Below are 23,463 nucleotides of genomic sequence, written 5' to 3'. Positions count from 1 at the left end.
CACTGTGTCCTCACCCTAAATGGATATGTCAGTGTATGAAAAGAATATTAGTAATCAATGCTAACCCCAAACTAACCAGCCTGTGTAAATCTTTAGCGGAACAGTATGCAGCAGTTGCCATAAAAAAACATGACGTTAAGTACGTGAATATCGGTGACTTGAATTTCGAAATCAATTTAGCCGAAGGCTATGACAAAGTGATTGATTTAGAGCCTTGTTTAGCAGATCTCCAAGAGAAGATTCTGTGGTCTGAGCATATTGTGATTGTTAGTCCTGTTTGGTGGGGAACCATGCCTGCTAAGTTTAAAGGGGCGATTGATAGAGTTTTTTTACCGGGGTTTTCGTTTAAATATGTCGAAGGTAAATCAATACCGAAAAAGTTATTAAAAGGACGTACATCAGAGTTATTAATAACGTTAGATACCCCTGCTTTTTGGTATAAATACATTCAAGGGAATGTTATCTATAAGAATTTTAAACATTGTATTTTGGACTTTTCTGGCATTAAAAATAAAACCACTACATACTTTGGGCCAGTTATAAATTCCAGTAGCAATAAAAGAAAAGTCTGGCTTGAGAAAGCAGCTCGATTAGGAGCGAAAGTTAGTTAGATAATTTTTTACCAAAAATAAAAAGGAGAGCTTCTTTGCTCTCCTAATAATTAGTTAAATGTTTTTTTAAACCATTAGCTTAGGTTAATTGTCACAACGTCACTAATGTGTTCGTCATCAAGCGCAGGCTGTTTTGGGATATTTGGCTTATCAAGGGCGATATCGCCACCATCAATTACATCACCTGTTTGCAGGTCTTTAAAATTGAATAAGTCTTTATCAGCTAAGTGCGACGGCACGACGTTTTGCATTGCCGTGAAAATGCTTTCAATACGACCCGGATGCTGTTTATTCCACTCAGCAAGCATGGCTTTTGTGTGTTTACGCTGCAAGTTTTCCTGAGAGCCACATAAGTTACATGGAATAATAGGGAATTCCATACGCTCTGCGTATTTTTCGATATCGACTTCTTTACAATATGCCAGTGGGCGAATCACCATATGCTCGCCGTTATCGCTCATTAATTTAGCGGGCATACTTTTTAATTTACCGCCGTAGAACATATTTAAGAACAACGTCTCTATCATGTCATCGCGGTGGTGACCAAGGGCAATTTTAGTCGCGCCCATTTCTTTCGCTGTACGGTATAAAATACCGCGACGAAGGCGTGAGCACAGTGAACAGGTTGTTTTACCTTCAGGAATAATATCGGTAACAATGCTGTAGGTGTCTTCTTCAACTATTTTGTATTCAATACCGAGTTTATCTAAGTATTCGGGTAAAACGTGCTCAGGAAACCCTGGTTGCTTTTGGTCTAAGTTAATCGCGAACAAATCAAACTTAACGGGTGCGACACGTTGTAGATGCTGTAATGTATCTAATAGGGTGTAGCTGTCTTTGCCGCCTGATAAACAGACCATGATACGATCGCCATCTTCGATCATATTAAAGTCCATAACGGCTTGGCCGGTTAATCGACGTAAGCGTTTTTGTAACTTATTAAAGTTATATTGCGCTTTAGCTTCTGCTGAGTGAGACACTACGCCCCCTTATAAATACATGGGTAAAATAAAGGGGCGTATTATATTTGAAGCGCGGGTAAACAACAATTATTTGTTTCCCGCAACGATGAGAATTATTTTGCTAAAGGGCTCACGTAGCCATCTGGTTTTAGAGCCAATACGTCGCAATCTAGGCTATCAATTACATGCTCAGCTGTATTACCAACCAATGCAGCACTTAAACCGGTGCGGCCTACAGTGCCAATAACCACAAGCTCGCTGTTAAGTTTTGCAGCAACATCAGGAATCACATCTTCAGGAAGACCTTCTTCAATGTGGCATTGTGCTTCATCAATTTGAAAACTTTTTGCTAGTTCTAAGGTTGATTCAAAATGATGCTTTTTAACCGATTCGTTGTATACACCCGGGTTAAACTCAGGAATTTCGATAGCAATATTTACCGGTGTAGCAGGGTAGGCATTCACTAAATTAAGCTGCGCATTAGCAAGGTCACAAATAAAGCGTGCATCATTGATAATACGTTTGTTCAGCGCAAGGTGTTGCTCATTTTCACTGACTGCATTCACTGCTGCGAGTATGTTGCCATGTGCAGGCCACTCTTTTTCTTTAACTAATAACACCGGTGCAGGGCACTTACGAATGAGGTGCCAATCTGTCGGTGTAAAAATCACTGATTTAAGGGTGTCATGCTGATGTGTGCCTTTAACCACAAGATCATAACCGTCATTGATCACCGTATTAATAATGGCTTCGTAAGGGCGATTGTGCCAAACAACACAACTATCAATTGATAATTCAGGGTAAAGGGCGATTTGTTCATTTAACCAGACTTGACGGTCTTTGATGACAGCTTCGCGCATGGCTTCACGCTCATCAGAAGAAAGCATTGTGGTCATTTCGTAGGAGAAGTCATAAATACTAAGAAAAGCAGTGATGGTTGCGCCTGACTTTTTGGCTAGGTCAATTGAGCGGCTTAAACTATGCTGCTGTTCCTTGGTGGGATCTATTACTGCTAAAATTCGTTTTATTGCGTCCATATGCTGCTCCTTAACTGTTCTGCAAAAAGGTATACCTTGAGTGTAACCTAAATTCTGAGCAGTTAAAGGGGCAAGCAATAGAAAGTTGCGCTATATCAAACTCTATTTACATTTAATCGCGGCTGTTGAAGCAAGCGCCTGTTGATCTAAAATGGTAATAAATTTACCTTCAACTTTGATAATGTCGGCTTTTTGAAAGCGGCTTAGCAAGCGGCTAATTGTCTCGACAGTTAAACCAAGATAATTACCTATTTCGCCACGAGTCATTGTAAGACGGAACTCTTTACGCGAAAAACCACGTTCACCAAATCGTTCTGCAAGGTTGTAAATAAAGCTGGCTAAACGCTCTTCTGCTGATTTCTTATTAAGCAGTAACAACATTTCTTGGTCGTAATTAATTTCGTTACTCATCAAGCGCATAATTTGTTGGCGTAACTTTGGTAGTTTACCTGCCAATTCATCTAATGTATCGAATGGAATTTCGCATACCATTGATGTTTCAAGCGCTTGCGAAAAACTTTGATGAGACATTTTATTGATAGCATCAAAGCCAACGAGATCACCGGCTAAATGAAAGCCTGTGATTTGCTCATCACCTTGCTCCGAAAGCGTATAAGACTTAAATGAACCTGAGCGAACTGCATAAATTGCATTTAGCTTTTCACCCGACTCAAATAAAAAGTCGCCTTTGTGAAGAGGCTTTTTACGCTCGATAATCTCATCAAGACGATCCATTTCTTGGCCGTTAAGCGAAAATGGTAAACACAGCTGACTAATACTGCAATTATTACAGCTAATAGTGCATAAGCCTTTTGACTTGTTTTGTGAAAAGTCCATACATCAAATCCATTCTAATAAGTTAACAACTCGTAAGGTTAATGAACGAGCCTGTCAGTTGCTATAATTAATAAGTATACACCGTACCATATTATTACGCTTCCTAGAATAACCCTAGTCCAAACATGGTTTAAAAAAACGTTTATTTTTTGACTCGCGAGGCCAACACTGACCATCGCTGGAAATGTGCCTAGGGCAAAAAATAGCATAATCCCTGCACCATGAAGCGCAGAAGGGCTCGTCAGGGCCCATGTCAGTGCAGAGTAGACTAATCCACACGGCAGCCAACCCCAAAGCGCACCATAAAGCAGGGCTTTAGGGGTTGTATTAACCGGCAATAAATAGCGATTTAATTTTGCTAAATGCTGCCACACGAGCGTTTTCCCAAGTTTTTCTAACCACTGTAATGTGGCAGCCAAACGCATAATATAGATGCCCACAAGTAGCATAAAAATGCCACTCAAAAATGATAAAGCGAGGGCGATACTGGTGTTCTGTGCTGCAAAGCGACTGCTGATACCCGCGACTAAAGCACCCGCTAACATATAACTCAGCGCGCGCCCTACATTGTAGGCAACAGAAAAGCTCACAGCACGATTTTTGTCGGCGGCAAGCTGTAAGCTACTTGCAATGCCACCACACATCGCTAAGCAATGGCCACTGCCAAGTAACCCCATAACAAATGCACTAATGAAAAGGGGATCAATCATTACTTTTGTTGTGCTGCTCTTTGTCATCTTCAAACAGGATACTGTGGCCCTGTTTATTTAAATCTGAGAATTGTTCACTTTTTACAGCCCAAAAAAATACACCAATAGCGATTATTACAAACAAAATCGCAATCGGGATTAACATGTAAATGATACTCATAGTTTTAATAACCTTAATGAGTTGGTAATAACCAAAATGGAGCTTGCAGACATGCCAATAACAGCCATCCAAGGCGCAACGAGCCCCAATGCTGCTAAAGGTAAAATCGAACCATTGTAAATAAGTGATAACGCCAAGTTTTGTTTCACAATTCTGCGCGTTTTTTTCGAGACGCTAAGCAGATGCTCAATGGCGCTTAAATCACTATTGAGTAATACCACATCGGCACTGTTTTTGGAAATATCTGCCCCAGTTTCCATCGCAATTGATAAGTGTGCACTTGCAAAAACTGGGCTGTCATTAACGCCGTCTCCAACCATAGCAACCACAGCGCCTTTACTTGCAAGGGCATCAACATGCGTTTGCTTATCTTGTGGGCTGCAGCCAGCGTGAACAGTGTCGAGATTTAGTTGTTTAGCCAATCGCTCCCCACTGTTTGAGGCATCCCCAGTTAACATATGGCACTTTATGTGTTGCGCATGAAGGTTTTTAATGAGTTTATCGGCATTATTACGCAAACTATCCGATAGGTAGAAGCGTGCAACAATCTGTTTGTTTACATATAAAGTGGCTTGGGCGTCTGCCTTATCGGTTTCAAACCAGCCACTTTTACCAATCGCAAAGTGCTCATTATTAAGGTTAGCAGTGATACCTTTGCCTGGTTCAATAGTGACATTTTCGAATGGATTGACGCTATTGTTAAACCCTGCAAAGGCATTGGCAATCGGGTGCTCGGAAAAGCTCTCTAGCTGAGCAGCAAGAGTTAATGCTTCAGCTTCTGAGTACGTATTATCTATTAACTCAATGCGCTCAATTGTAAAACGACCTTGTGTGAGTGTGCCTGTTTTATCAAAGGCGATATCACTTAGTTGAGGGAGTGTCTCTAAGACGTGGGCTTGTTTTATTAATATACCGCGTTTAGTTAAGCTTGCCACGGCGCAAGTGAGTGCCGTAGGAATCGCTAAGCTGAGCGCACACGGGCAGGTTGCAACCAATACAGAAATGGTGATCCAAAATGCATGTTCAGGATCAACTTGATACCAGCCAATAGCGGTGATTGAGGCAAAAAGCAATAAGCATGCGACAAACCATTGTGCCACTTTATCCGTTATCTCAACAAGTCGTGGACGCTTAGTTAGGGCTGTATGTTGCAATTTTATAATTTGATTAATAAGGGTGTTTTGGCCAATTTTATTAATCTCAATGCTGATCACGCCATCGTGGTTAATGGTGCCAGCAAATACTTGATGATTAACAAATTTATTAACGGGTTGATGCTCGCCTGTCATCATCGCTTCATCGACCGTTGTTTTACCTTTAATAACTATCCCGTCAGCGGGGATTGTTTCACCAGCTTTTATAAGTACCACGTCGCCCAGTTTGAGTTTTTTAGCGGCAATGATTGATTCTTGATGGGTGTTATCAATAATGCGTGCGGTGAGCGGGAGTAGTTTTTGTAGGTTTGCTGTGAATTCGCTGGCTTTTAATCGTGCTCTGAACTCTAAATACTTACCCAACAATAATAGAAAGGTAAACATACAGATTGATTCAAAATACACTTCGCCAACCGACATAATGGTTGCATAACAACTTGCGCCATACGCGCCAAAAATAGCCAAAGAGACGGGTAAGTCCATATTCAGCTGTTTTGCTCTTAATCCATTAATTGCATTCGTTAAGAAGGGTAATGCACTGTAAAGAATAACCGGCGAAGCAAGTACGAGGCTTATCCAGCGAAAGTATTGTTCAAAATTTTCTTCCATGCCAGAAAACATGCCAAAGTACATTGCAAAAGCAAACATCATTACCTGCATAGTCATCAGGCCGGCGACACCTAAGCGGCGAATATAGGCCTTTGCAGCTTGTTGCTTTTGGCTGGCTTCTAAGTCGGCTTGAAAGGGGTAGGCTTTGTAACCTATTTCATGTAATGCAGTAATTATTTTACTCAGTGGGGTGACTGATTTATCCCACTGGATCATGGCACGATTTGTTGAGGTATTTACATCTACGCGTCTGATGGCTGACAAATTAAGTAACTGCTTTTCAATAAGCCAAGCACAGGCGGCACAGGTAATCCCTTCAACGGTCAGTAAAACCTCAGATAACTCATGGGAGGTGGCAATAAACTCATCTTGAATATCTTCGTTATCGTAACTTTTTATAAGCTCTAATTGCTCTGGAACTAGTTGTTCAACTTTCCCAGAGCGAACAGTTCTAAACTTATAGTAATCGGTCATGCCTTGGGCAACGATATTCTCGGCCACTGTTTGGCAGCCAATACAACACATAGGCTGTGCCTTCCCATCTATTACGACAGTTGCATTAAAGCCTTTTGGCACACTTTCAAGACAATGAAAGCAATTATCAGACATGAGCGTTAACTACTTATATTCAGGGCTAATCGAAATTGTTTTAGCTGTTGGAAGAATAATATCTTCTTTTAGTTTCCAACTGTTATCGACAGGTTCAATAAATACGGTATACGCACCATCAACATGAGCATCGAGCAGGGCTGTAAAGTCACCATGAGCATTTTTCATTAAGCTTACATCAAAGTCGTTAGCTTTAATGGTGCGATGATAAAATGACATTTTTAAAGAATGAACATTACTGGCATCACCTTTAGTAAAAACAAACGTGACTTTGTCATCAGTAACGTTTAAATCACCATGTAAATAAAGCGCTTTGGCTTTATTAAATTTACTAAGCTCTAAATTGATTGCTTTTCCTTTTTTATAATAATCATCAACAACCATGTCAGGTCCGTTGCCTATTGCCATATAGATAAGACCCGCACAACCGATGATAGCGGCAAGTGGAAAAGAGATTAAAAACCATGGCCAGAAATTTTTATACCAAGGAGTGGGATTCATAGTACTTACTACCTCAAAAAACGTTGTACGCATTTTATCGGATCTAAAAGCAAAAGACTAAAAAAAAGCCTCCAGATGGAGGCTTTTTTGATCTTAATTAATCTATTGAATTAAAAGATTAATTGTATATACATTTTATTAACCGCGCGGTTATTTTTCTTGTGACAGACTGTAAACGTACGCTGTTAAAAGATGTACTTTGTCTTCACCAAGAATGTCTTTCCATGCTGGCATCACACCTGCACGACCATTTCTCAGTGTTTCTTCAACAGCACGTTTAGAACCACCGTATAACCAGATATTGTCGGTTAGGTTAGGCGCACCAAACGGTAAGTTGTGAGCAACCGAACCTTTGCCGTCAGCACCGTGACACGCAGCACACATTGCAAATTTAGCAGCACCAGCTTCAGCGTCTTTTTGGTTAACTGTACGACCCGAAAGGCTCAGTACGTGAGCAGTCATTTCTTTAATGCCTTGCTCGCCAAGTGCATCACCCCAAGGTGGCATTGCTGCAACACGGCCGTAAAGAAGCGTTTCTTTAATTTTGTCTGGTGAACCACCGTATAACCAATCGTTATCCGTTAGGTTAGGGAAGCCTTGACCACCACGCGCATCTGAACCATGGCATTGAGCACAGTTTTGAGAGAACAAACGTTGACCAATCTCAAGCGCTTTTTCATCTTTTACAAGTGATTCAATGTCTTGTTTCGCGAACGACTCAAAGATTGGGCCAAAACGCTCATCTGCTGCAATAAACTCTTGGTCTAACTGAACATTCTCACCATTGGCTAACGCTTCTTCAGTAGCCATTTTAGACTCTTCTAAAGACGTAATACCTTGGTTTGAACTTGTCCATTTACCTAAACCTTCCCAGTTACCTAAACCCGGGTAAGCCGCTAAGTAATAAACTGACCAAACGAATGTTGCAAAGAACATGTAAGTCCACCATTTTGGTAGTGGGTTATTCAGCTCTTCAATGCCATCAAATTCGTGACCACAGCTTTCGCCTTCTTTAACACCTGTGTAGTTTTTTAAGTTCCACAGAAGTAGGCCGAAGATGATAGCAAGACACGCAAGGGTTAATACAATAACCCATATACTCCAAAAGCTAGTCATTTCTCAGACTCCTTTTCCTCGTTAGAGATTGTGTTGTTGTGTTTTTTTTCATCTTCAAATATGGCATTAGCTGCGTCATCAAAACGACGTTTGCTACGCTTACTATATGCCCATACAACAATCACAATAAACAGTACTAAAATTACCAGAGTTAAAATGCCTCTGTATGTTCCGTAATCCATAATAATTACTTCAAGTGTGTGCCAAGCTGTTGTAAGTAAGCAATTAGAGCTTGCATCTCAGTTGCGCCTTCACCATTGTTCATGGCTTCAATTTTCGCAATGTCAGCTTGTAACTCTTCATCGCTTCCATAACCTTTACCGTCGTAACGGGTGCTTGCTTTATCAATTCCGAAGCTATCACGGAATATTTGAAGCTTTTTAAGAGTATGGGTCGTATCGACTCTGTTTTCGTCTAACCAAGGAAACGCTGGCATATTTGATTCTGGAACCACAGCACGTGGGTCCATTAAATGCGCATGATGCCAATCGTCTGAGTAACGCTCACCAACACGTGCTAGGTCTGGACCAGTACGTTTAGAACCCCATTGGAATGGGTGATCCCATACTGATTCACCAGCAACAGAGTAGTGACCATAACGCTCAACCTCGTCACGGAAAGGGCGAATCATTTGTGAGTGACAGTTGTAACAACCTTCACGTACATAAATATCACGACCTTCCATTTCTAAAGCTGTAAGAGGGCGTAGGCCATCAACAGGCTTAGTCGTATCATCTTGGAACATCAACGGTGTAATTTCTACAAGTGCACCGAAGCTGATCGCAAAGACAGTCAAGATAGCCATAAGGCCAACATTTTTTTCGACTATTTCATGTTTGTTTTGTGAATTATTATTGCTCATCATCCTACTCCGTTATGCTAATTGTGCGTCAGCGTCTAATTGAAGCGAATCTTTCTTCGCAGCAATTGTACGGTAAACGTTGTAAGCCATAATTAGCATGCCCGTTACGATGAATACACCGCCAAGGAAACGCATGATGTAGAACGGATACGATGCTTCTAGTGATTGTACAAAGCTGTACATTAACGTACCGTCTGAGTTTACTGCACGCCACATAAGACCTTGCATTACACCTGAAATCCACATTGCTACGATGTATAGAACAACCCCTACAGTGTGTAACCAGAAGTGTGTATTAACCAGTTTAACACTGTACATACGACCCTGAGAGAATAGTGCAGGGATTAAGTGATAAATTGCACCGATTGAAATCATCGCAACCCAACCTAGCGCACCTGAGTGAACGTGACCTACTGTCCAGTCTGTGTAATGTGAAAGTGCATTAACAGACTTAATAGCCATCATTGGACCTTCAAACGTAGACATACCGTAGAAAGACAGTGAAACAACTAAGAAGCGAAGTACTGGGTCAGTACGAAGTTTGTGCCATGCACCTGATAACGTCATGATACCGTTAATCATACCACCCCATGATGGGACGAATAAGATAACTGACATAACCATACCTAAGCTTTGCGTCCAGTCTGGAAGCGCAGTGTAGTGAAGGTGGTGAGGACCTGCCCAGATGTATAAAGAAACAAGCGCCCAGAAGTGAACAACCGATAGACGGTAAGAATATACAGGGCGACCTGCTTGTTTTGGTACGAAGTAGTACATCATACCTAAGAAACCAGCAGTTAATAAGAAGCCAACAGCGTTATGACCGTACCACCACTGAACCATCGCATCTACTGCACCCGCATAAATAGAGTATGATTTAGTTAGTGACACTGGAATTGCCATGCTGTTTACAATGTGTAATACGGCAACAGTAATAATGAAACCAGCATAGAACCAGTTTGCAACATAAATGTGCGATACTTTACGTTTGATTAGTGTACCAAAGAATACAACGGCGTAGGTTACCCAAACTACCGCGATAAGAATATCAATTGGCCATTCAAGTTCTGCGTATTCTTTTGAGCTCGTGATACCTAACGGTAAGGTAATCGCGGCAAGTACGATAACAAGTTGCCAACCCCAAAAGGTAAAGGCCGCTAGTTTATCTGAGAAAAGACGCGTTTGACACGTACGTTGTACGACGTAATAAGACGTCGCAAAAAGTGCACTTGTACCAAATGCGAAAATTACTGCGTTCGTATGTAACGGACGTAGTCGAGAGTAAGTTAACCATGGTGTATCAAAGTTTAGTGCTGGCCAAGCTAATTGGGCAGCAATCAGAACCCCAACACTCATGCCAACGATGCCCCAAATCACTGTCATAATAGCGAATTGGCGTACAACTTTATAATTGTACTCAGTTTGTGATGCTACTGTTTGGCTCATTTTCTGGCTTCCGCTGCAATTAATGCGTTTTAGAAATGAATTACCCACTTAGTAATAAGTGGGGCCTACTATTACTTCACAAGCGTGTTACCCAAAGCTAGCTGTAGATGATAGCTTCAGAAAACAAACTCGAGAAACCCTTATTTTGCGATGGAAATGATAAAATTTTTGACCTTAAAAAGATAGGTCAATTGCATAAAATTATGACATCAATCAAATTTTCCCGCTTTGTTGGTTATTTTTTGTCAGTCATTGTATTTTTATTAACTTATTCTACTTAGCCTAGTTGTTTTTCATAGACGAGCGGACTAGTATCCGCTTTTATTTTATACAGGTAAGTTGAGTGCGAACTACAATAACCAGCTACATTTTGTTTTTGAGTGTTTTCATAGTTGCTTGTGACAGGCAAAGTATAGATGAGCCACAGACAAGTGCAACGTGCGAAAAAAATACACATTGTCAGTTTGCGAACGGTGTGGAAATTTGGTTGCCCAATTCAGTCATTAGCCCAGAAACTCCCTTTTCAATTAACCTTAAATTACCTCCAAATGCGTATAACGTTTCGGCAAAACTAGAAGGGGTTACGATGTATATGGGGTATATCCCTTTACAGTTTACCCAAAAAGGCAGTTATTGGTCGGCCCAGACGATGGTAGGAGTGTGCTCCGAACCTGTGATGACTTGGAAAATGACAGTCGTTTTTACCGATACGCAAAACCGTCAACAGAGTGTTTTTTATTACTTTGACTCTCGCCATGCTGTGTAAATAAGGTTGAGCATTAACAGCCTCCTCATTGCCTTATAATAGGTAATAGCTTTTTACGTTTGCCACTTATCTTGAATAACACGCTCTCACTGCTTTTTTGCATGGAAATTTAATCCGTGTGAACAAAATACAAAAACCATCCTCTAATACCTTGTTTAAAAGCTAACTTTGCCAATTTAGTTATTTTTTGTGAATAACTATGGTTAGCAGACATATTGACCTATTACGGTTTTTATAACGTTGTGTGATCAACTTGTAAAATTTTCATTTAAAGACAAATATCCATCACAGTTACACTTGATTACAAAGTGTGTGTAATTGATTTCAATCGTGTTTTTTTTGTTTTAAACATTTTGTACCTGTTTGTTTTGTATTGGTTTTTTATTGTTAACATTGATACATAGTGAAACCTTATTACCCTAAATGGGTACGTAATTTTTGGGGTGTTTTTTATTTAATCTAACATTCAGTTTTCGTTCAGTTAACTGCGCCTAAGTTGCCCTCCGCTGACTCGTGATTCTAATAATAACGAGCGCTACCTAACTAAAGGTAAATTTCCAACAAGTAGGGTTTCACATGAAAAAATCAATTCTTGGTTTAGCTGTTGTTTCAGCAATCCCAATGTTCTCAAGCATGCAAGTATTAGCTGCTGATAATGCAGCAGAGTCTATTGAAAAAATTCAAGTTACGGGTTCTCGCATTAAGCGTTCTGACATGGAAAACGCAAGCCCAGTAACAATTATCGGCGCAGACGATATTAAAGCGATGGGTGCAACAAGCATCGATAGCGTACTACAAAAAATGACTGCCACTGGCGGTGCGATGACTAACCCAGGTATCAACAATGGTTCTGGTGGTAATGCACGTATCGATTTACGTGGTCTAGGTAGCAGCCGTACATTGGTTCTTGTTAACGGTCGCCGTATGATTGCATCGGGTACTGGTGCAGCTTCTACTGTTGACTTAAACACAATTCCTGTATCAATGATTAAATCAGTTGAAGTGCTTAAAGATGGTGCTTCTGCAGTTTATGGTACTGATGCGGTAGCAGGTGTTGTTAACATCATTCTTAAAGATGATTTTGAAGGCCTAGACATGAACGCAAATACTGCGATCACTGGCGAAGGCGATGCAACAGAAAACTCAGTTGACTTCACTGTTGGTACATCATTCGATAAAGGTAATATCGTAATCGGTATGCAGTACACTGACCGTGGTAAAGCATCTCAAGCTGACCGTAGCTTCTCTGAGTGTCCACTAGCTGAAGGCAGCAATGGTCTTTACTGTACTGGTTCATCTTACAACGAAGGTGGTCACATCTGGAATGGTAACGGTGAGAAAGGTCTAACGGTTAATGCTAAAGGTGAAGATACACCAGTATCTCTTATCGACGACAGCGGTGTAACGGGCCGTGGTGGTGAATATCACCGTTATGGCAATGCTGATGCATATAACTACTCACCAGCAAGCTACCTTTATACGCCAATGGAGCGTTTAAACCTGACTGGTTTAGCAACTTATGAATTATCAGATAATACATCTCTATTCACTGAGTTTACTTACACGAAGCGTTGGTCAGAGCAACAAATGGCACCACAGCCAGTATGGTTTGACTTTGAATACACTGAAAACATGGGTAATTCACTTCTTAGCCAAAGCTATGATCAACGTGTTGATCTAGATGGTGACGGTTACTTAGATAAAAATGCTGATGGCAGCTACGTGACTCAAGAAATGAACTACAAATATGGCGACAAGATCTCTTACGGTCGTCGTATGTCTGACACCGGTGCTCGTTTCTTCGAACAGTCTGTAGATACAGTTCGTGCTGTTGTTGGTGCACAAGGTTTTGTAGGCGACTACTCATGGGATGTATCTGCTAACTTCGGTCGTAACGACTCTGTAGATAAGCTAAGCAACCTTCACAACATGGGTGCTATCCAAGATCAAATTACTGCGGGTACTTTTAACCCATTAGACCAAGCAGCATGGGTATCTGAAGATTTCCGTAAAAATGTTTACACAGAAGTAAACAATGGTGGTAGCCAATTATTCATCCTAGCAGCATCAGTATCTGGTGAAATGTTTGAAATGCCAGCAGGTTATGCTGCATTCGCTGCAGGTGTTGAGCGCCGTCAAGAGAAAGCATGGTACACACCAGACTCTCTAACAGCACAAGGTCTTGCAAATGACCCTATGGTTGAGCCGACAGCAGGCGGTTTTGATGTAAATGAAGCATATATTGAATTTGCATTACCACTACTAGCTGATGCACCATTTGCACAAAATGTTGAACTAAGCGCAGCAATCCGTGCGTTTGATTACAGCACATTCGGTTCAGATGAAACATGGAAACTAGGTTTAACATGGAAAGCAAACGATGAATTAATGCTACGTAGTGTTGTATCAACAGCATTCCGTGCGCCAACTGTATCAGAGCTTTACTCAGGTAACTCACCATCGTTTGAACAGATCACTTTCCCAGGTGCTCAGGACCAAGCTGAAGTAACTGTTGGTGGTAACTCTCTACTTACTCCAGAAGAAGCTGATACGTTCACTGCTGGTATCGTGTACGAGCCAGAGTGGTTTGAAGGCTTCAGCATGACACTTGATTACTACAAAATTGAAATTGAGAATGCGATTGCGTCAGTTAATGAGCAATACATTGTTGATCAGTGTTTAGCAACGTCTGACAATGCTAATACAGTGCTATGTCAATCAGCGAATATCAGCATGGATAGCACGGGTCGTGTTAAATTCAACAACCAATTACAAAACATTGGTTCTGAGAAGACTTCTGGTATCGACTTAAACCTAACTTACAGCTTTGAAGCTGCAGGTCTTAACTGGAAAGCGGGTCTAGATACTACTTACCTAGACGAGTACGTTGTAACAGTACTTGATGATACGACTGATTACGCGGGTCTTATCACTTCTGGTTCTGGTGGCTACGCTGATATCAAGTCTAACTTTACATTATCAGCACGTGGCGAAAGCTGGGATGCAACATACAAGGCACGTTATATCGCAGGAATGGATAGCTACCTATGTAAAAGTGATCCATCAAGCTGTTTAGCACCTACAACACCATCAGTTGTTTATCATGACATCAGTGGTTCATACTTACTATCTGATACAGTGACTCTATCTGCAGGTGTTAATAACTTGTTCGATAAAGAGCCACCTTACTACACAGGTAACAATGACTCTAACACTGACCCGTACACATACGATGTACTAGGTCGTCGTTTCCACGCTGGTGTGAACGTTAAGTTCTAATCTAGTTTGAAATGATTATTAAGGCCCGGTTTTTACTGGGCCTTTTTTATTGTCTGAAAAGCTATCTCGGCGTAAACTTACAGTGTAAAAGTAAACAACGAGGTGATATTGCTTAAACAAGACGAAAACCTATCTTTTATTATCGAACCTGAGCTAAGTCCCCGCGCAGAGCAGCGTCTCGATCTGTATTTTTCTATTCCAAATGAAATGAGTGTCAACCCACAAACACTCAGTGAAGAAGCGTACTTCAACAACCACTTTAAGTCGCACCTAGCTTACAATGCGAACAATATTCACTTGCCACTGGTGCGAAGTCGGTTTGTGAGTAAAAACAAAGGTGAGCAACAAGATTATAGGCAAAACCTAAATTTATATTGTTATCAGGTTCGTCTAGCACTCAATGCAGATATTAAAGACACCCTAAAACATAACGAAGCTGACGAGTTTTACCCTGCGGCGATGGAGTTGTGTGAGCAAACTGAAGGGTTACTTAAAAAACTACGTCGTTATACCCCAGATGATGAAAAGTTGCTGCCATTTTATAAAAATGCCGATAACTATTTAAGCTGGCATGTTGAACAATCATTTTTAAAGTTATTAGACGAAGGGCCGCGCAGTAGCGATTTTGCAAAAGAGCGTGGTGAGTTGCTCGATTTCTGTAAAGCAGAAAACAGCTACCGAGAAGAACAAGAGTATAATTCGCAATCAACCCTTGAAGATGCAAACCGCATTACAAATAAAATGCGTTTATTACAACGCTTAATTGAGCATGGCGTTATCTTAAATCGCACCACACGGCATCTTAATAGTTATCTAAAGCGAATGGTTAAAGGCACTGTCACTGCCGTTATAATGGCTTTTGTGATGCTGGTTGTACTTAATGCACGCTCAACCTTTACTGAAGTGACAGCGACATTAATTTTGATTTTAGGGGTGATCTACGGGCTGCGTGAAATATTTAAAGAAGATATAACACGTATTATTTGGCGTGCCATTGTGAGAGGCAGGCCGAAATGGCGTTTTCAGTTTAAGAACAGTATTACAAAAGACAGGATCGCCAGTCAGTACATCTGGCTCGAATACACCTCGTTCAAGCGGATCCCAAAAAAAGTGCGTCAGATATTTTCTAAGCGTCGCCATCAAAATAAACAAGCAGCACAATGGTTACACTTTGCCAGTGAAACACACGTCAATGCAAAAGAGTTTTTGCCCGGGTATGATACGTTGCAACAAACTGTTAGCTTTAGCTTAGCGCCGTTTGCGCGTTACTTAAAACGTGGTGAGGGGAAACTCTATCATCTCGACAGTAATAAAATATCAAAGCAGGCAGTTGAGAGGCGTTACCAATTAAATTTGGTGTTAGTTTTTTCAGAAAATGAGCACGAAACTAGGTATGAACGCTACAAAATTACGTTAAATCGCAGCAAAATTATTAATATAGAGCTGATCCACAGCCAATTAGATAAGAGTGAGTAGGGTGGCTATATGCCACCCTTGCAGGATTATTTAGCGTCTAAACCTGTTTTACTATAAAGCGATACTTTATCTGAAACCAAAGTGATTTCGATATTTTTATCATTATCACCCCAGATACAGTTCGTATGCAGTGTTTTCTCTTCGCACTTATCAGCCGAGCCTAAGATAGCTTCAACTTCTGCTTTATCCATACCGATTTTTATTTTTTCATAGTTCTCAAGGTTTACTTTAGAGCAGCCTGCTAATGTTAACACTGCAGCGGCAGCAGCAATTGCCATATATTTTTTCATAATAGATTCCATTAATGGTTGTAGCGTCTTATTTGCACGATCATGCCCATACGAGGATGATCGAAATAATGTATTTCGTTGCTGATCACACGCTTAAATTGTGAAAAGCGGGCTTTTTCATAATCACCGGTTTCTAAACGTTGACTAATATCAAAATCAGCATTTATAAAAAGGTAATGACGAACGTAAATTTTCATTAAACCATCTAATTCCCAATCAGGCGTTTGTTGCAAACTCTCTGGAATATATTGCTCTGATGGAGTTACTAGGCTAATAAAGTCATTGTTATCTGGTTCAATAGCAGGTGAACTTGCTGCTAAATGTTTGCCTGCAAATAACCGAATACTTTGAGCGCGTGATTCACTCATTTCAGGAAAACGCCAACCGGTGTGTAATAACGGTGTTAAACCTTTTCTATCAAGCTGGTTTTTCTGTTCAGTAAATTGCAGTTGCTCAGGCGCCATTAAATAAATTTCGTCGGTGTCTTCACGTGGTTCGACAGGGGGAGAAACTGGTAATTCGTTGTAGCTTGCTAAAAAATCAACGCTGTCGTCACAGACATTCGAATGTGGGTTTGAATTAATCAATTCATCAGTAAATGACTGTGAACGAAAACGACTATCACCGTTAATACAAGCTTGTTTAGCGTGCGCTTTGTAGACAGGTGATAATAAGTCTTTCGAACGTTTTGCATTGATTTCATCATGTTTTAACGAGAAATCTTCTTGTAAGTAGGGCGCTGGACGTTGTTTATAAATAAGCACTTCTATTTCGAACCAGCGTGCTGCAAACGATGAGCTTGTAAATAAGCAACAAAGTAAAATAAAACTATTTCTAAACAACATTAATGGCTAACCTTTTTTTCGAAATCTGCAATCATTGCAGTGACCATTTTCAAGCGTTCACGAGGGTTCGCCTCGCTGATCGCAAAACGCAATTTATTTGCGCCGTCCATTTTATATATATGCGGAGCACTTTGTATCAAACCTATAATGAAGCTAGGGTTAACCTTTGTATGCTGGCTAAACTCAAAATAGCCGCCTTTCGGGTTTGCTTCAATCTTTTTGATGCCAATATTGCTGGCTTGCAATTTCAGTTGTTGCAAACTAAATAAGTTTTTAGTGGCATCTGGGAGTAAACCAAATCGGTCTATTAACTCGACCTGTAGCTCGTCCATGTCATTGAGATTAGCACAGCTTGCGATGCGTTTATAGATTCCTAAGCGTGCATTTACATCATGAATATAATCATCCGGTAATAAGGCTGGCAGTTTTAAATCAACCTCAGTCTGTTGACCTAGCAGGTTCTCCAGTGTTGGTTCTTTGCCTTCTTTTAGTGCGTTAACGGCTTGCTCAAGCATTTCCATATAAAGGCTAAAACCGATGCTCTGCATTTGCCCTGATTGATCATCACCGAGTAGCTCACCCGCGCCACGAATTTCTAAATCATGCGTCGCTAACGCAAAGCCAGCGCCTAAATCTTCTAAAGACTCGATGGCCTCAAGGCGTTTTACTGCATCTTTGGTTAATGACTTTGGATTGCCTGTTAATAAATACGCGTACGCTTGGTGGTGACTTCGACCGACGCGGCCGCGAAGCTGATGCAGCTGAGCTAGGCCAAGCTTGTCGGCTCTATCCATTATGATGGTATTTGCAGTCGGAACATCAATGCCGGTTTCAATGATTGTTGTACACACAATCACATTGTATTTTTGGTGATAAAAATCACTCATGATTTGCTCAAGCTCGCGTTCACGCATTTGGCCGTGTGCAGTGGTAACGCTCGCTTCTGGTACCCACTCAGTAATTTCTTCAGCAACACGGTCGATAGTTTCAACATTATTGTGTAAGAAATAAACTTGGCCGCCGCGCTTAATTTCACGCAGAATAGCTTCGCGAATGAGCTCAGCATCACGTTGTCTTACAAAGGTTTTAACGGCCAATCGTTTAGCCGGTGGTGTGGCGATAATCGATAAGTCGCGCATGCCGCTCATTGCCATATTCAGTGTACGCGGAATCGGGGTGGCGGTGAGGGTTAAAATGTCGACATCGGCGCGCAGTGCTTTTATCTTTTCTTTTTGACGAACACCAAAGCGATGTTCTTCATCAACGATTAATAAGCCTAAGTCTTTAAATTTAATGTCTTGCTGAATTAATTTGTGAGTACCTATGACAATATCTAGCTTGCCTTCGGCCATTTTATCCAGTGTTTCTTTTTGTTCTTTTGTCGAATTAAAACGCGATAAAACACCGACTTCTATTGGCAAATCAGCGAAGCGATCTTTAAAGTTTTCAAAATGTTGCTGTGCAAGTAACGTGGTCGGGACTAGCACGGCGACTTGCTTGTTATCATTTACGGCAACAAAGGCAGCGCGCATGGCAACTTCTGTTTTACCAAAACCCACATCACCACACACTAATCGGTCCATAGCCTGTTTACTTTGCATATCGCCCAGTACAGCTTCGATGGCGTTGCGTTGGTCGTCTGTTTCTTCAAATGGAAAGCTGTCGCTAAATTGGCGATAAGCACTGCCGTCAAGCTTAAACATATTGCCAGGTTTAGCTTGGCGTTTTGCGTAAATATCTAACAGCTCAGCAGCGACATCGCGTACTTTTTCTGCGGCGCGTTTTTTCGCTTTTTCCCATGCATCTGAACCCAGTTTATGAAGTGGGGCACTTGCTTCCTCTCCACCTGAATAACGGCTCAACATATGAAGTGCAGAAACGGGCACATAGAGTTTGGCTTCGTTTGCGTAGATGATCGTAACAAACTCGGTAATCACCCCCGCAGCATCAATGGTTTCAAGACCTTGATAACGACCCACACCGTGATCAAGGTGCACAATTGGTTGACCTTGACGCAGTTCTGCCAGATTGCGAATTAATGCATCTTGGCTTGCTTCGTATTTATGTTTTCGGCGTCTGCGCTGAGACACCTTAATACCTAATAACTCTTGCTCTGTAATGATGGTTAAACGGGGTTTACCATCCAGTACCACACTTTGCTCAAGGGGCGAGACGATTAAACCCACATCACTAGAGCTTTGGGTAAAGTCGGTGAATGAATTAAATTCTTTAAACTTTAAACCACTTGGTTTTAACAGTGTCAGCAGCGATTCACGTCGTCCGTCAGACTCTACAGACAGTAGCACACGGCCTTTTTGTTTTTTTTCACTGGCAACATAGTCAATTAGGCCTTGATACGGCTCATGCAATTTATGATCAATACGTACATTGGGTAAATCGTTGCTGGCTAAATTTGTGTGTCCTGCTTTCGTACCAAGCTTTGCCTGTGATAAACGTATTCGCGCGTAGTGTGCAAACTCACCAAACAGTTCATTGACACTTTGATAAAGTTTTATAGGCTCAAGAAGCGGTCTAAGAGGGTCTACACGGCGGTTTTCATAGCGTACATTTACATCATGCCAAAACTGCTCAGCGGCATGCTCAATATCACCAAAGTGCATGAAAGTGGTATTGTTGGGAAGGTAATCGAAAATTGTCGCTAGTTGATCGAAAAACAGCGGCATGTAATATTCAATCCCCGCAGGCCAAGTGCCTTTGGTTACCTGCATGTAGATAGAATCTTGCTCGGAGCTGGCACCAAATTGTTCACGATAATTAATTCTAAACCGTTCTATATCTGCATCGTTTGTCGGGAATTCGTGGGCCGGTAAGAGCTCTATTTTATCGACTTTTTCATCAGAACGTTGGCTTTCTACGTCAAACAAGCGGATGCTGTCTAGTTCATCGTCAAAAAAGTCTAATCTGAATGGGTGAGGACTCCCCATCGGGTATAAGTCAACAATTGAGCCACGTATTGCATATTCACCATGCTCCATCACTTGTTGAACATGTAAGTAGCCTGCTTGCTCAAGGTTATCACGTAGGGTGTGAGTATCTAGCGTGTCACCCACCGTAAAATTAAGGGTTGAACCATAGATAAATGACGCGGGAGCAGTGCGTAGCATCAAGGTCGACACGGGCACAATTAACACGCTTTGTTGTTCTTTTTTTAAGGTGTTAAGAGTGGCAAGACGCGCAGAGATAATATCCTGATGCGGTGAAAAATGATCATAAGGTAACGTTTCCCAGTCAGGGAAGACCATGACTGGGTTTTCAGGTAATAAAAATTCGAGTTCAGTTTCAAGGCGAAGGGCGCTTGGTGTATCTGGGGTGACAATCACAACAAGTTCGTTATGTTGTTTCACACCTTCGGCTATTGCGATACTCAGCCCGCTGCCGGTTAGTTGTCCCCAGTGAATTTTATCTTTCTCAGATTTTACCCAAGGCAATGCTGCCCATTGCGCAAACGCCATTTACTACTCCTTTAAACTGTGTTTAGTCTCGATAAATTTTTGTTAGATCCTGATAGTGGTCGATGCGACGATCACGTAGGTATGGCCAAATACGGCGAATGTTTTCGCTGCGTTGTTGGTCAAGTTCAACAACAAGTAACTGCTCGTCGCTGTTATTTGCGTGTGCAAGGATTTCACCTTGAGGGCCTGCGATAAACGAATTACCCCAAAACTGAATACCCTCGCTTTGCGCACTTGGATCACTTTCATGGCCAACGCGGTTACAGCTAATAACGGGCACACCATTGGCAACAGCATGCGCACGCTGTGAAATAACCCAGGCGTCTTTTTGACGCGTTTGCTCGTCTTTATCATCACGAGGATCCCAGCCGATGGCTGTTGGGTAAATTAAGATTTCAGCTCCCGCCATCGCCATTAAGCGAGCGGCTTCAGGGAACCATTGATCCCAACATACTAGCACACCGAGTTTACCCACTGAGGTTTGAATTGGTTGAAACCCTAAATCCCCCGGTGTGAAGTAAAACTTCTCGTAAAACCCCGGATCATCCGGAATATGCATTTTACGGTATTTACCCGCAATGCTGCCGTCTGTTTCAAGTACAACGGCGGTGTTATGGTAAAGGCCTGTGGCACGCTTTTCGAATAATGATGACACGATCACCACATTTAACTCTTTTGCTAGCGCACCCAGTGTGTCTGTACTTGGGCCTGGAATTGTTTCTGCTAAATCGAAAACATCAACGTCTTCTGTTTGGCAGAAATATAAACTGCGGTGTAGTTCTTGAAGAACAACCAGTTTAGCGCCTTGGCTTGCTGCATCACGAATGCCTGCAATTGATTTTGCCATGTTTTCTTGGGCGTTATCAGAATTAGATTGCTGAACAAGGGCAACCTTTAAATGCGTTGGTTTAGTCATTGTTTGCTCCTGCTAAAAAGCCGCGCGGTAATTGCATCGTAATGCAGTGTAAACTGCCAAACTGATGGATAATTGGTAAACAGTTAATACCCAGTACGGTGTGTTCTGGGTAGGCCATTGCAATTTGAGCTAATGCCAGTGAGTCATGTTCATCACCGTAAATTGGCACAAGCACTGTTTTATTGATGATTAAATAATTGGCATAAGTGGCGGGTAATCTGTCACCGTCATCGTTAAACACCGCTTTAGGCCAAGGAAGAGCGATAAGCCTGTAATCTTCACCTTGGTGTGTTTTAAACGTGTGTAACTGTTTTTCCATCGCGTCTAATGCAGCAAAATGCTCATCATTTTCGTCATCACACTTAACGTATACAAGCGTATTGTTTGGTGCAAAACGCACTAACGTATCAATGTGGCTGTCTGTGTCATCACCTGCTAAATAGCCGTGATCAACCCATAAAAACGATTCGGCACCTAATTGTTCTTTAAGGATTTGCTCGATGTCTGTTTTAGATAACGATGGATTACGATTCGGGTTTAGCAAACATTCACTGGTCGTCAACAGCACACCGTGCTCATTAATTTCAACGCCGCCACCTTCAAGCACTAAATCACTTTGCTGATAAGCCGTGTTTGGGTTTGCTAGTTGCTTTACGAGCACTTGATTAATATGGTTATCAAGCTGGCTTTCGAATTTATTGCCCCAGCCATTAAAAATAAAATCCATGATTTTTAAATCAGCTGCGTTATCAAGGTTCGCACAGGTTAACGGTCCATGGTCGCGAGCCCATGTATCGTTGCACGGGGTAACGACAAAGTGAATACGGTGTGCATCAACACCCGCGTCGGCCAGTAGGGCACTTATGTGGTTTTTAAGTGCGTCGTTATGAGCGACAATCACCACATCTTGTTGTTGGCTAATTGCTTGACATAGGGCGACGTAAACGGGTTCTACAACCGTTAAAATTGCAGCCCAATCGGTATCTTGGTGCGGCCAAGTGAGCATTACAGCATCTTGCTCAGCCCATTCAGGTAAAAGTCTAAATTTCATGAAGGTATTAAACAAACAAAGGTGGGGCTAGTTTAGCATTTTAGCCATAGATGTCAGCTTTTTGTGCGCGATAAAGCAGGATTTTTAACTGCTTTGCGACGTGTTTTCTTGTTGACGTTTTTTAAGCTGGCGAGTTTGTGCATGTAATGCTGCCCGAACGACTAAATCTTGGTCTGCATCGCGAATGGCAATGAATAATAAAGTGTATTGGTATTTATCATCATCGCGTTTTTCAATCGCAACTAATTCGGTATAACAATATATCGCTGATGCTTCATGCTGCAAAAATAGTTTGGTTCTAAACGTTTGCCCTAATTCGAATACCTCAGTCGATGTGAGTTTTACGCCACCGCCACCATAACTATCACAATAATTTGCGTTATCTTCGGGCTGTTCAGAGGCCAGAATGTGGCTCATAATCAAGTCTATTTTACGTGATTGAGCTTGTAAAAATATGGCCAGCTCTTGAGCTATGTCACCTAAATTACGCAGTGGGCGTAATGTACTTTGCTCAAGTTCATTCACTTCATTTGCAAGCTTAAATAGGGCGGGAATATCGGCTTCAAGTTCAGCATGCGTTTTCGGCACAACATGTGGCTCAACAGCGTATAAGTTCACGCGGTTGCTTTCTTCTATCTGAAAGTATTGCTCAAATTCGCTTAATTTTTGATTTTTCATGCTGTACTCCACACATATTTAGTTAATATTAGCGCCGCAAAGCACAAATTACCAGTAATGAAATACTGACAAATG

At 41.5% G+C, this 23,463-nt stretch carries 20 protein-coding genes; 3 read left to right on the top strand and 17 right to left on the bottom strand.

What is annotated here, in order from left to right; all coding sequences use genetic code 11:
* Nucleotides 1–35 precede the first annotated feature (35 nt).
* On the top strand, nucleotides 36–611 hold the full coding sequence (locus IT970_RS09055) for an NAD(P)H-dependent oxidoreductase (RefSeq protein ID WP_196857238.1): 576 nt from the start codon (nucleotides 36–38) through the stop codon (nucleotides 609–611).
* 74 nt (nucleotides 612–685) lie between these two features.
* Here the strand turns inward: IT970_RS09055 and ttcA are convergent, their stop codons facing one another.
* The 11 genes from ttcA to ccoN all read right to left on the bottom strand — a co-directional run bounded on the left by ttcA (nucleotide 686) and on the right by ccoN (nucleotide 10,614).
* Nucleotides 686–1,591: a tRNA 2-thiocytidine(32) synthetase TtcA gene (gene ttcA, locus IT970_RS09050; RefSeq protein WP_196857237.1), complete on the bottom strand. Its 906-nt coding sequence runs from the start codon at nucleotides 1,589–1,591 to the stop codon at nucleotides 686–688.
* 95 nt (nucleotides 1,592–1,686) lie between these two features.
* Nucleotides 1,687–2,610, bottom strand: coding sequence for a universal stress protein UspE (gene uspE / locus IT970_RS09045; protein ID WP_036967857.1), 924 nt, complete (start codon nucleotides 2,608–2,610; stop codon nucleotides 1,687–1,689).
* Nucleotides 2,611–2,712: 102 nt separating this feature from the next.
* Complete coding sequence (locus IT970_RS09040) at nucleotides 2,713–3,447, bottom strand: FNR family transcription factor (protein ID WP_036967860.1); 735 nt, start codon at nucleotides 3,445–3,447, stop codon at nucleotides 2,713–2,715.
* Between the two features lie 38 nt (nucleotides 3,448–3,485).
* Nucleotides 3,486–4,157 (bottom strand): sulfite exporter TauE/SafE family protein, encoded by a 672-nt coding sequence (locus IT970_RS09035; protein WP_196857236.1) that lies wholly within the window; start codon nucleotides 4,155–4,157, stop codon nucleotides 3,486–3,488.
* Nucleotides 4,150–4,317, bottom strand: a complete 168-nt coding sequence (ccoS, locus tag IT970_RS09030) for a cbb3-type cytochrome oxidase assembly protein CcoS (RefSeq protein WP_036967866.1) — start codon at nucleotides 4,315–4,317, stop codon at nucleotides 4,150–4,152. Before ccoS ends, IT970_RS09035 begins: the two co-directional genes overlap by 8 nt.
* On the bottom strand, nucleotides 4,314–6,689 hold the full coding sequence (locus tag IT970_RS09025) for a heavy metal translocating P-type ATPase (RefSeq protein WP_196857235.1): 2,376 nt from the start codon (nucleotides 6,687–6,689) through the stop codon (nucleotides 4,314–4,316). Before IT970_RS09025 ends, ccoS begins: the two co-directional genes overlap by 4 nt.
* 9 nt (nucleotides 6,690–6,698) lie before the next feature.
* Complete coding sequence (locus tag IT970_RS09020) at nucleotides 6,699–7,190, bottom strand: FixH family protein (protein WP_065978504.1); 492 nt, start codon at nucleotides 7,188–7,190, stop codon at nucleotides 6,699–6,701.
* Between the two features lie 150 nt (nucleotides 7,191–7,340).
* Nucleotides 7,341–8,306, bottom strand: coding sequence for a cytochrome-c oxidase, cbb3-type subunit III (gene ccoP / locus IT970_RS09015; RefSeq protein ID WP_196857234.1), 966 nt, complete (start codon nucleotides 8,304–8,306; stop codon nucleotides 7,341–7,343).
* A complete protein-coding gene (locus IT970_RS09010; protein WP_010373992.1) occupies nucleotides 8,303–8,488 on the bottom strand; it encodes a cbb3-type cytochrome oxidase subunit 3 in 186 nt (61 codons plus the stop codon). The genes ccoP and IT970_RS09010 overlap by 4 nt, the downstream gene beginning before the upstream one ends.
* Before the next feature lie 5 nt (nucleotides 8,489–8,493).
* Complete coding sequence (gene ccoO / locus IT970_RS09005; RefSeq protein WP_036967880.1) at nucleotides 8,494–9,168, bottom strand: cytochrome-c oxidase, cbb3-type subunit II; 675 nt, start codon at nucleotides 9,166–9,168, stop codon at nucleotides 8,494–8,496.
* Nucleotides 9,169–9,180: 12 nt separating this feature from the next.
* Complete coding sequence (gene ccoN / locus IT970_RS09000; protein ID WP_036967883.1) at nucleotides 9,181–10,614, bottom strand: cytochrome-c oxidase, cbb3-type subunit I; 1,434 nt, start codon at nucleotides 10,612–10,614, stop codon at nucleotides 9,181–9,183.
* A gap of 1,342 nt (nucleotides 10,615–11,956) precedes the next feature.
* Between ccoN and IT970_RS08995 the strand changes: the two genes are divergently transcribed.
* Entirely contained in the window at nucleotides 11,957–14,659 is a 2,703-nt protein-coding gene (locus tag IT970_RS08995; RefSeq protein ID WP_075593483.1) for a TonB-dependent receptor, read from the top strand.
* 108 nt (nucleotides 14,660–14,767) lie between these two features.
* Nucleotides 14,768–16,135 carry a hypothetical protein gene (locus IT970_RS08990; RefSeq protein ID WP_196857233.1) on the top strand — a complete coding sequence of 456 codons (1,368 nt, stop codon included), beginning with the start codon at nucleotides 14,768–14,770 and terminating at the stop codon, nucleotides 16,133–16,135.
* Between the two features lie 26 nt (nucleotides 16,136–16,161).
* Here the strand turns inward: IT970_RS08990 and IT970_RS08985 are convergent, their stop codons facing one another.
* The 6 genes from IT970_RS08985 to IT970_RS08960 form a co-directional block, all read right to left on the bottom strand.
* Entirely contained in the window at nucleotides 16,162–16,425 is a 264-nt protein-coding gene (locus tag IT970_RS08985; RefSeq protein ID WP_036967891.1) for a lipoprotein, read from the bottom strand.
* Between the two features lie 11 nt (nucleotides 16,426–16,436).
* On the bottom strand, nucleotides 16,437–17,270 hold the full coding sequence (locus tag IT970_RS08980) for a CsiV family protein (protein WP_036967893.1): 834 nt from the start codon (nucleotides 17,268–17,270) through the stop codon (nucleotides 16,437–16,439).
* Nucleotides 17,270–20,743, bottom strand: coding sequence for a transcription-repair coupling factor (gene mfd / locus IT970_RS08975; RefSeq protein ID WP_075593486.1), 3,474 nt, complete (start codon nucleotides 20,741–20,743; stop codon nucleotides 17,270–17,272). Before mfd ends, IT970_RS08980 begins: the two co-directional genes overlap by 1 nt.
* 22 nt (nucleotides 20,744–20,765) lie before the next feature.
* Nucleotides 20,766–21,659: a carbon-nitrogen hydrolase gene (locus IT970_RS08970; RefSeq protein ID WP_036967897.1), complete on the bottom strand. Its 894-nt coding sequence runs from the start codon at nucleotides 21,657–21,659 to the stop codon at nucleotides 20,766–20,768.
* The gene (locus IT970_RS08965) at nucleotides 21,652–22,710 is read right to left on the bottom strand and encodes an agmatine deiminase family protein (protein WP_118844375.1); all 1,059 of its coding nucleotides are present in this window, start codon (nucleotides 22,708–22,710) and stop codon (nucleotides 21,652–21,654) included. Before IT970_RS08965 ends, IT970_RS08970 begins: the two co-directional genes overlap by 8 nt.
* 84 nt (nucleotides 22,711–22,794) lie before the next feature.
* The gene (locus tag IT970_RS08960; RefSeq protein ID WP_196857232.1) at nucleotides 22,795–23,388 is read right to left on the bottom strand and encodes a PilZ domain-containing protein; all 594 of its coding nucleotides are present in this window, start codon (nucleotides 23,386–23,388) and stop codon (nucleotides 22,795–22,797) included.
* Between the last annotated feature and the right edge of the window lie 75 nt (nucleotides 23,389–23,463).

The organism is Pseudoalteromonas sp. A41-2, assembly GCF_015767615.1.
GTDB lineage: Bacteria > Pseudomonadota > Gammaproteobacteria > Enterobacterales > Alteromonadaceae > Pseudoalteromonas > Pseudoalteromonas lipolytica.
This window is presented reverse-complemented; position numbering and strand designations above follow the sequence as displayed.

What these genes read in the sequence shown, in the direction of transcription:
- IT970_RS09055 (WP_196857238.1), top strand. Translation starts at nt 36, where the DNA reads ATGAAAAGAATATTAGTAATCAATGCTAACCCCAAACTAACCAGCCTG.
- uspE (WP_036967857.1), bottom strand. Translation starts at nt 2,610, where the DNA reads ATGGACGCAATAAAACGAATTTTAGCAGTAATAGATCCCACCAAGGAA.
- IT970_RS09040 (WP_036967860.1), bottom strand. Translation starts at nt 3,447, where the DNA reads ATGGACTTTTCACAAAACAAGTCAAAAGGCTTATGCACTATTAGCTGT.
- IT970_RS09035 (WP_196857236.1), bottom strand. Translation starts at nt 4,157, where the DNA reads ATGATTGATCCCCTTTTCATTAGTGCATTTGTTATGGGGTTACTTGGC.
- ccoS (WP_036967866.1), bottom strand. Translation starts at nt 4,317, where the DNA reads ATGAGTATCATTTACATGTTAATCCCGATTGCGATTTTGTTTGTAATA.
- IT970_RS09025 (WP_196857235.1), bottom strand. Translation starts at nt 6,689, where the DNA reads ATGTCTGATAATTGCTTTCATTGTCTTGAAAGTGTGCCAAAAGGCTTT.
- IT970_RS09020 (WP_065978504.1), bottom strand. Translation starts at nt 7,190, where the DNA reads ATGAATCCCACTCCTTGGTATAAAAATTTCTGGCCATGGTTTTTAATC.
- ccoP (WP_196857234.1), bottom strand. Translation starts at nt 8,306, where the DNA reads ATGACTAGCTTTTGGAGTATATGGGTTATTGTATTAACCCTTGCGTGT.
- IT970_RS09010 (WP_010373992.1), bottom strand. Translation starts at nt 8,488, where the DNA reads ATGGATTACGGAACATACAGAGGCATTTTAACTCTGGTAATTTTAGTA.
- ccoO (WP_036967880.1), bottom strand. Translation starts at nt 9,168, where the DNA reads ATGAGCAATAATAATTCACAAAACAAACATGAAATAGTCGAAAAAAAT.
- ccoN (WP_036967883.1), bottom strand. Translation starts at nt 10,614, where the DNA reads ATGAGCCAAACAGTAGCATCACAAACTGAGTACAATTATAAAGTTGTA.
- IT970_RS08995 (WP_075593483.1), top strand. Translation starts at nt 11,957, where the DNA reads ATGAAAAAATCAATTCTTGGTTTAGCTGTTGTTTCAGCAATCCCAATG.
- IT970_RS08985 (WP_036967891.1), bottom strand. Translation starts at nt 16,425, where the DNA reads ATGAAAAAATATATGGCAATTGCTGCTGCCGCTGCAGTGTTAACATTA.
- IT970_RS08980 (WP_036967893.1), bottom strand. Translation starts at nt 17,270, where the DNA reads ATGTTGTTTAGAAATAGTTTTATTTTACTTTGTTGCTTATTTACAAGC.
- mfd (WP_075593486.1), bottom strand. Translation starts at nt 20,743, where the DNA reads ATGGCGTTTGCGCAATGGGCAGCATTGCCTTGGGTAAAATCTGAGAAA.
- IT970_RS08970 (WP_036967897.1), bottom strand. Translation starts at nt 21,659, where the DNA reads ATGACTAAACCAACGCATTTAAAGGTTGCCCTTGTTCAGCAATCTAAT.
- IT970_RS08965 (WP_118844375.1), bottom strand. Translation starts at nt 22,710, where the DNA reads ATGAAATTTAGACTTTTACCTGAATGGGCTGAGCAAGATGCTGTAATG.
- IT970_RS08960 (WP_196857232.1), bottom strand. Translation starts at nt 23,388, where the DNA reads ATGAAAAATCAAAAATTAAGCGAATTTGAGCAATACTTTCAGATAGAA.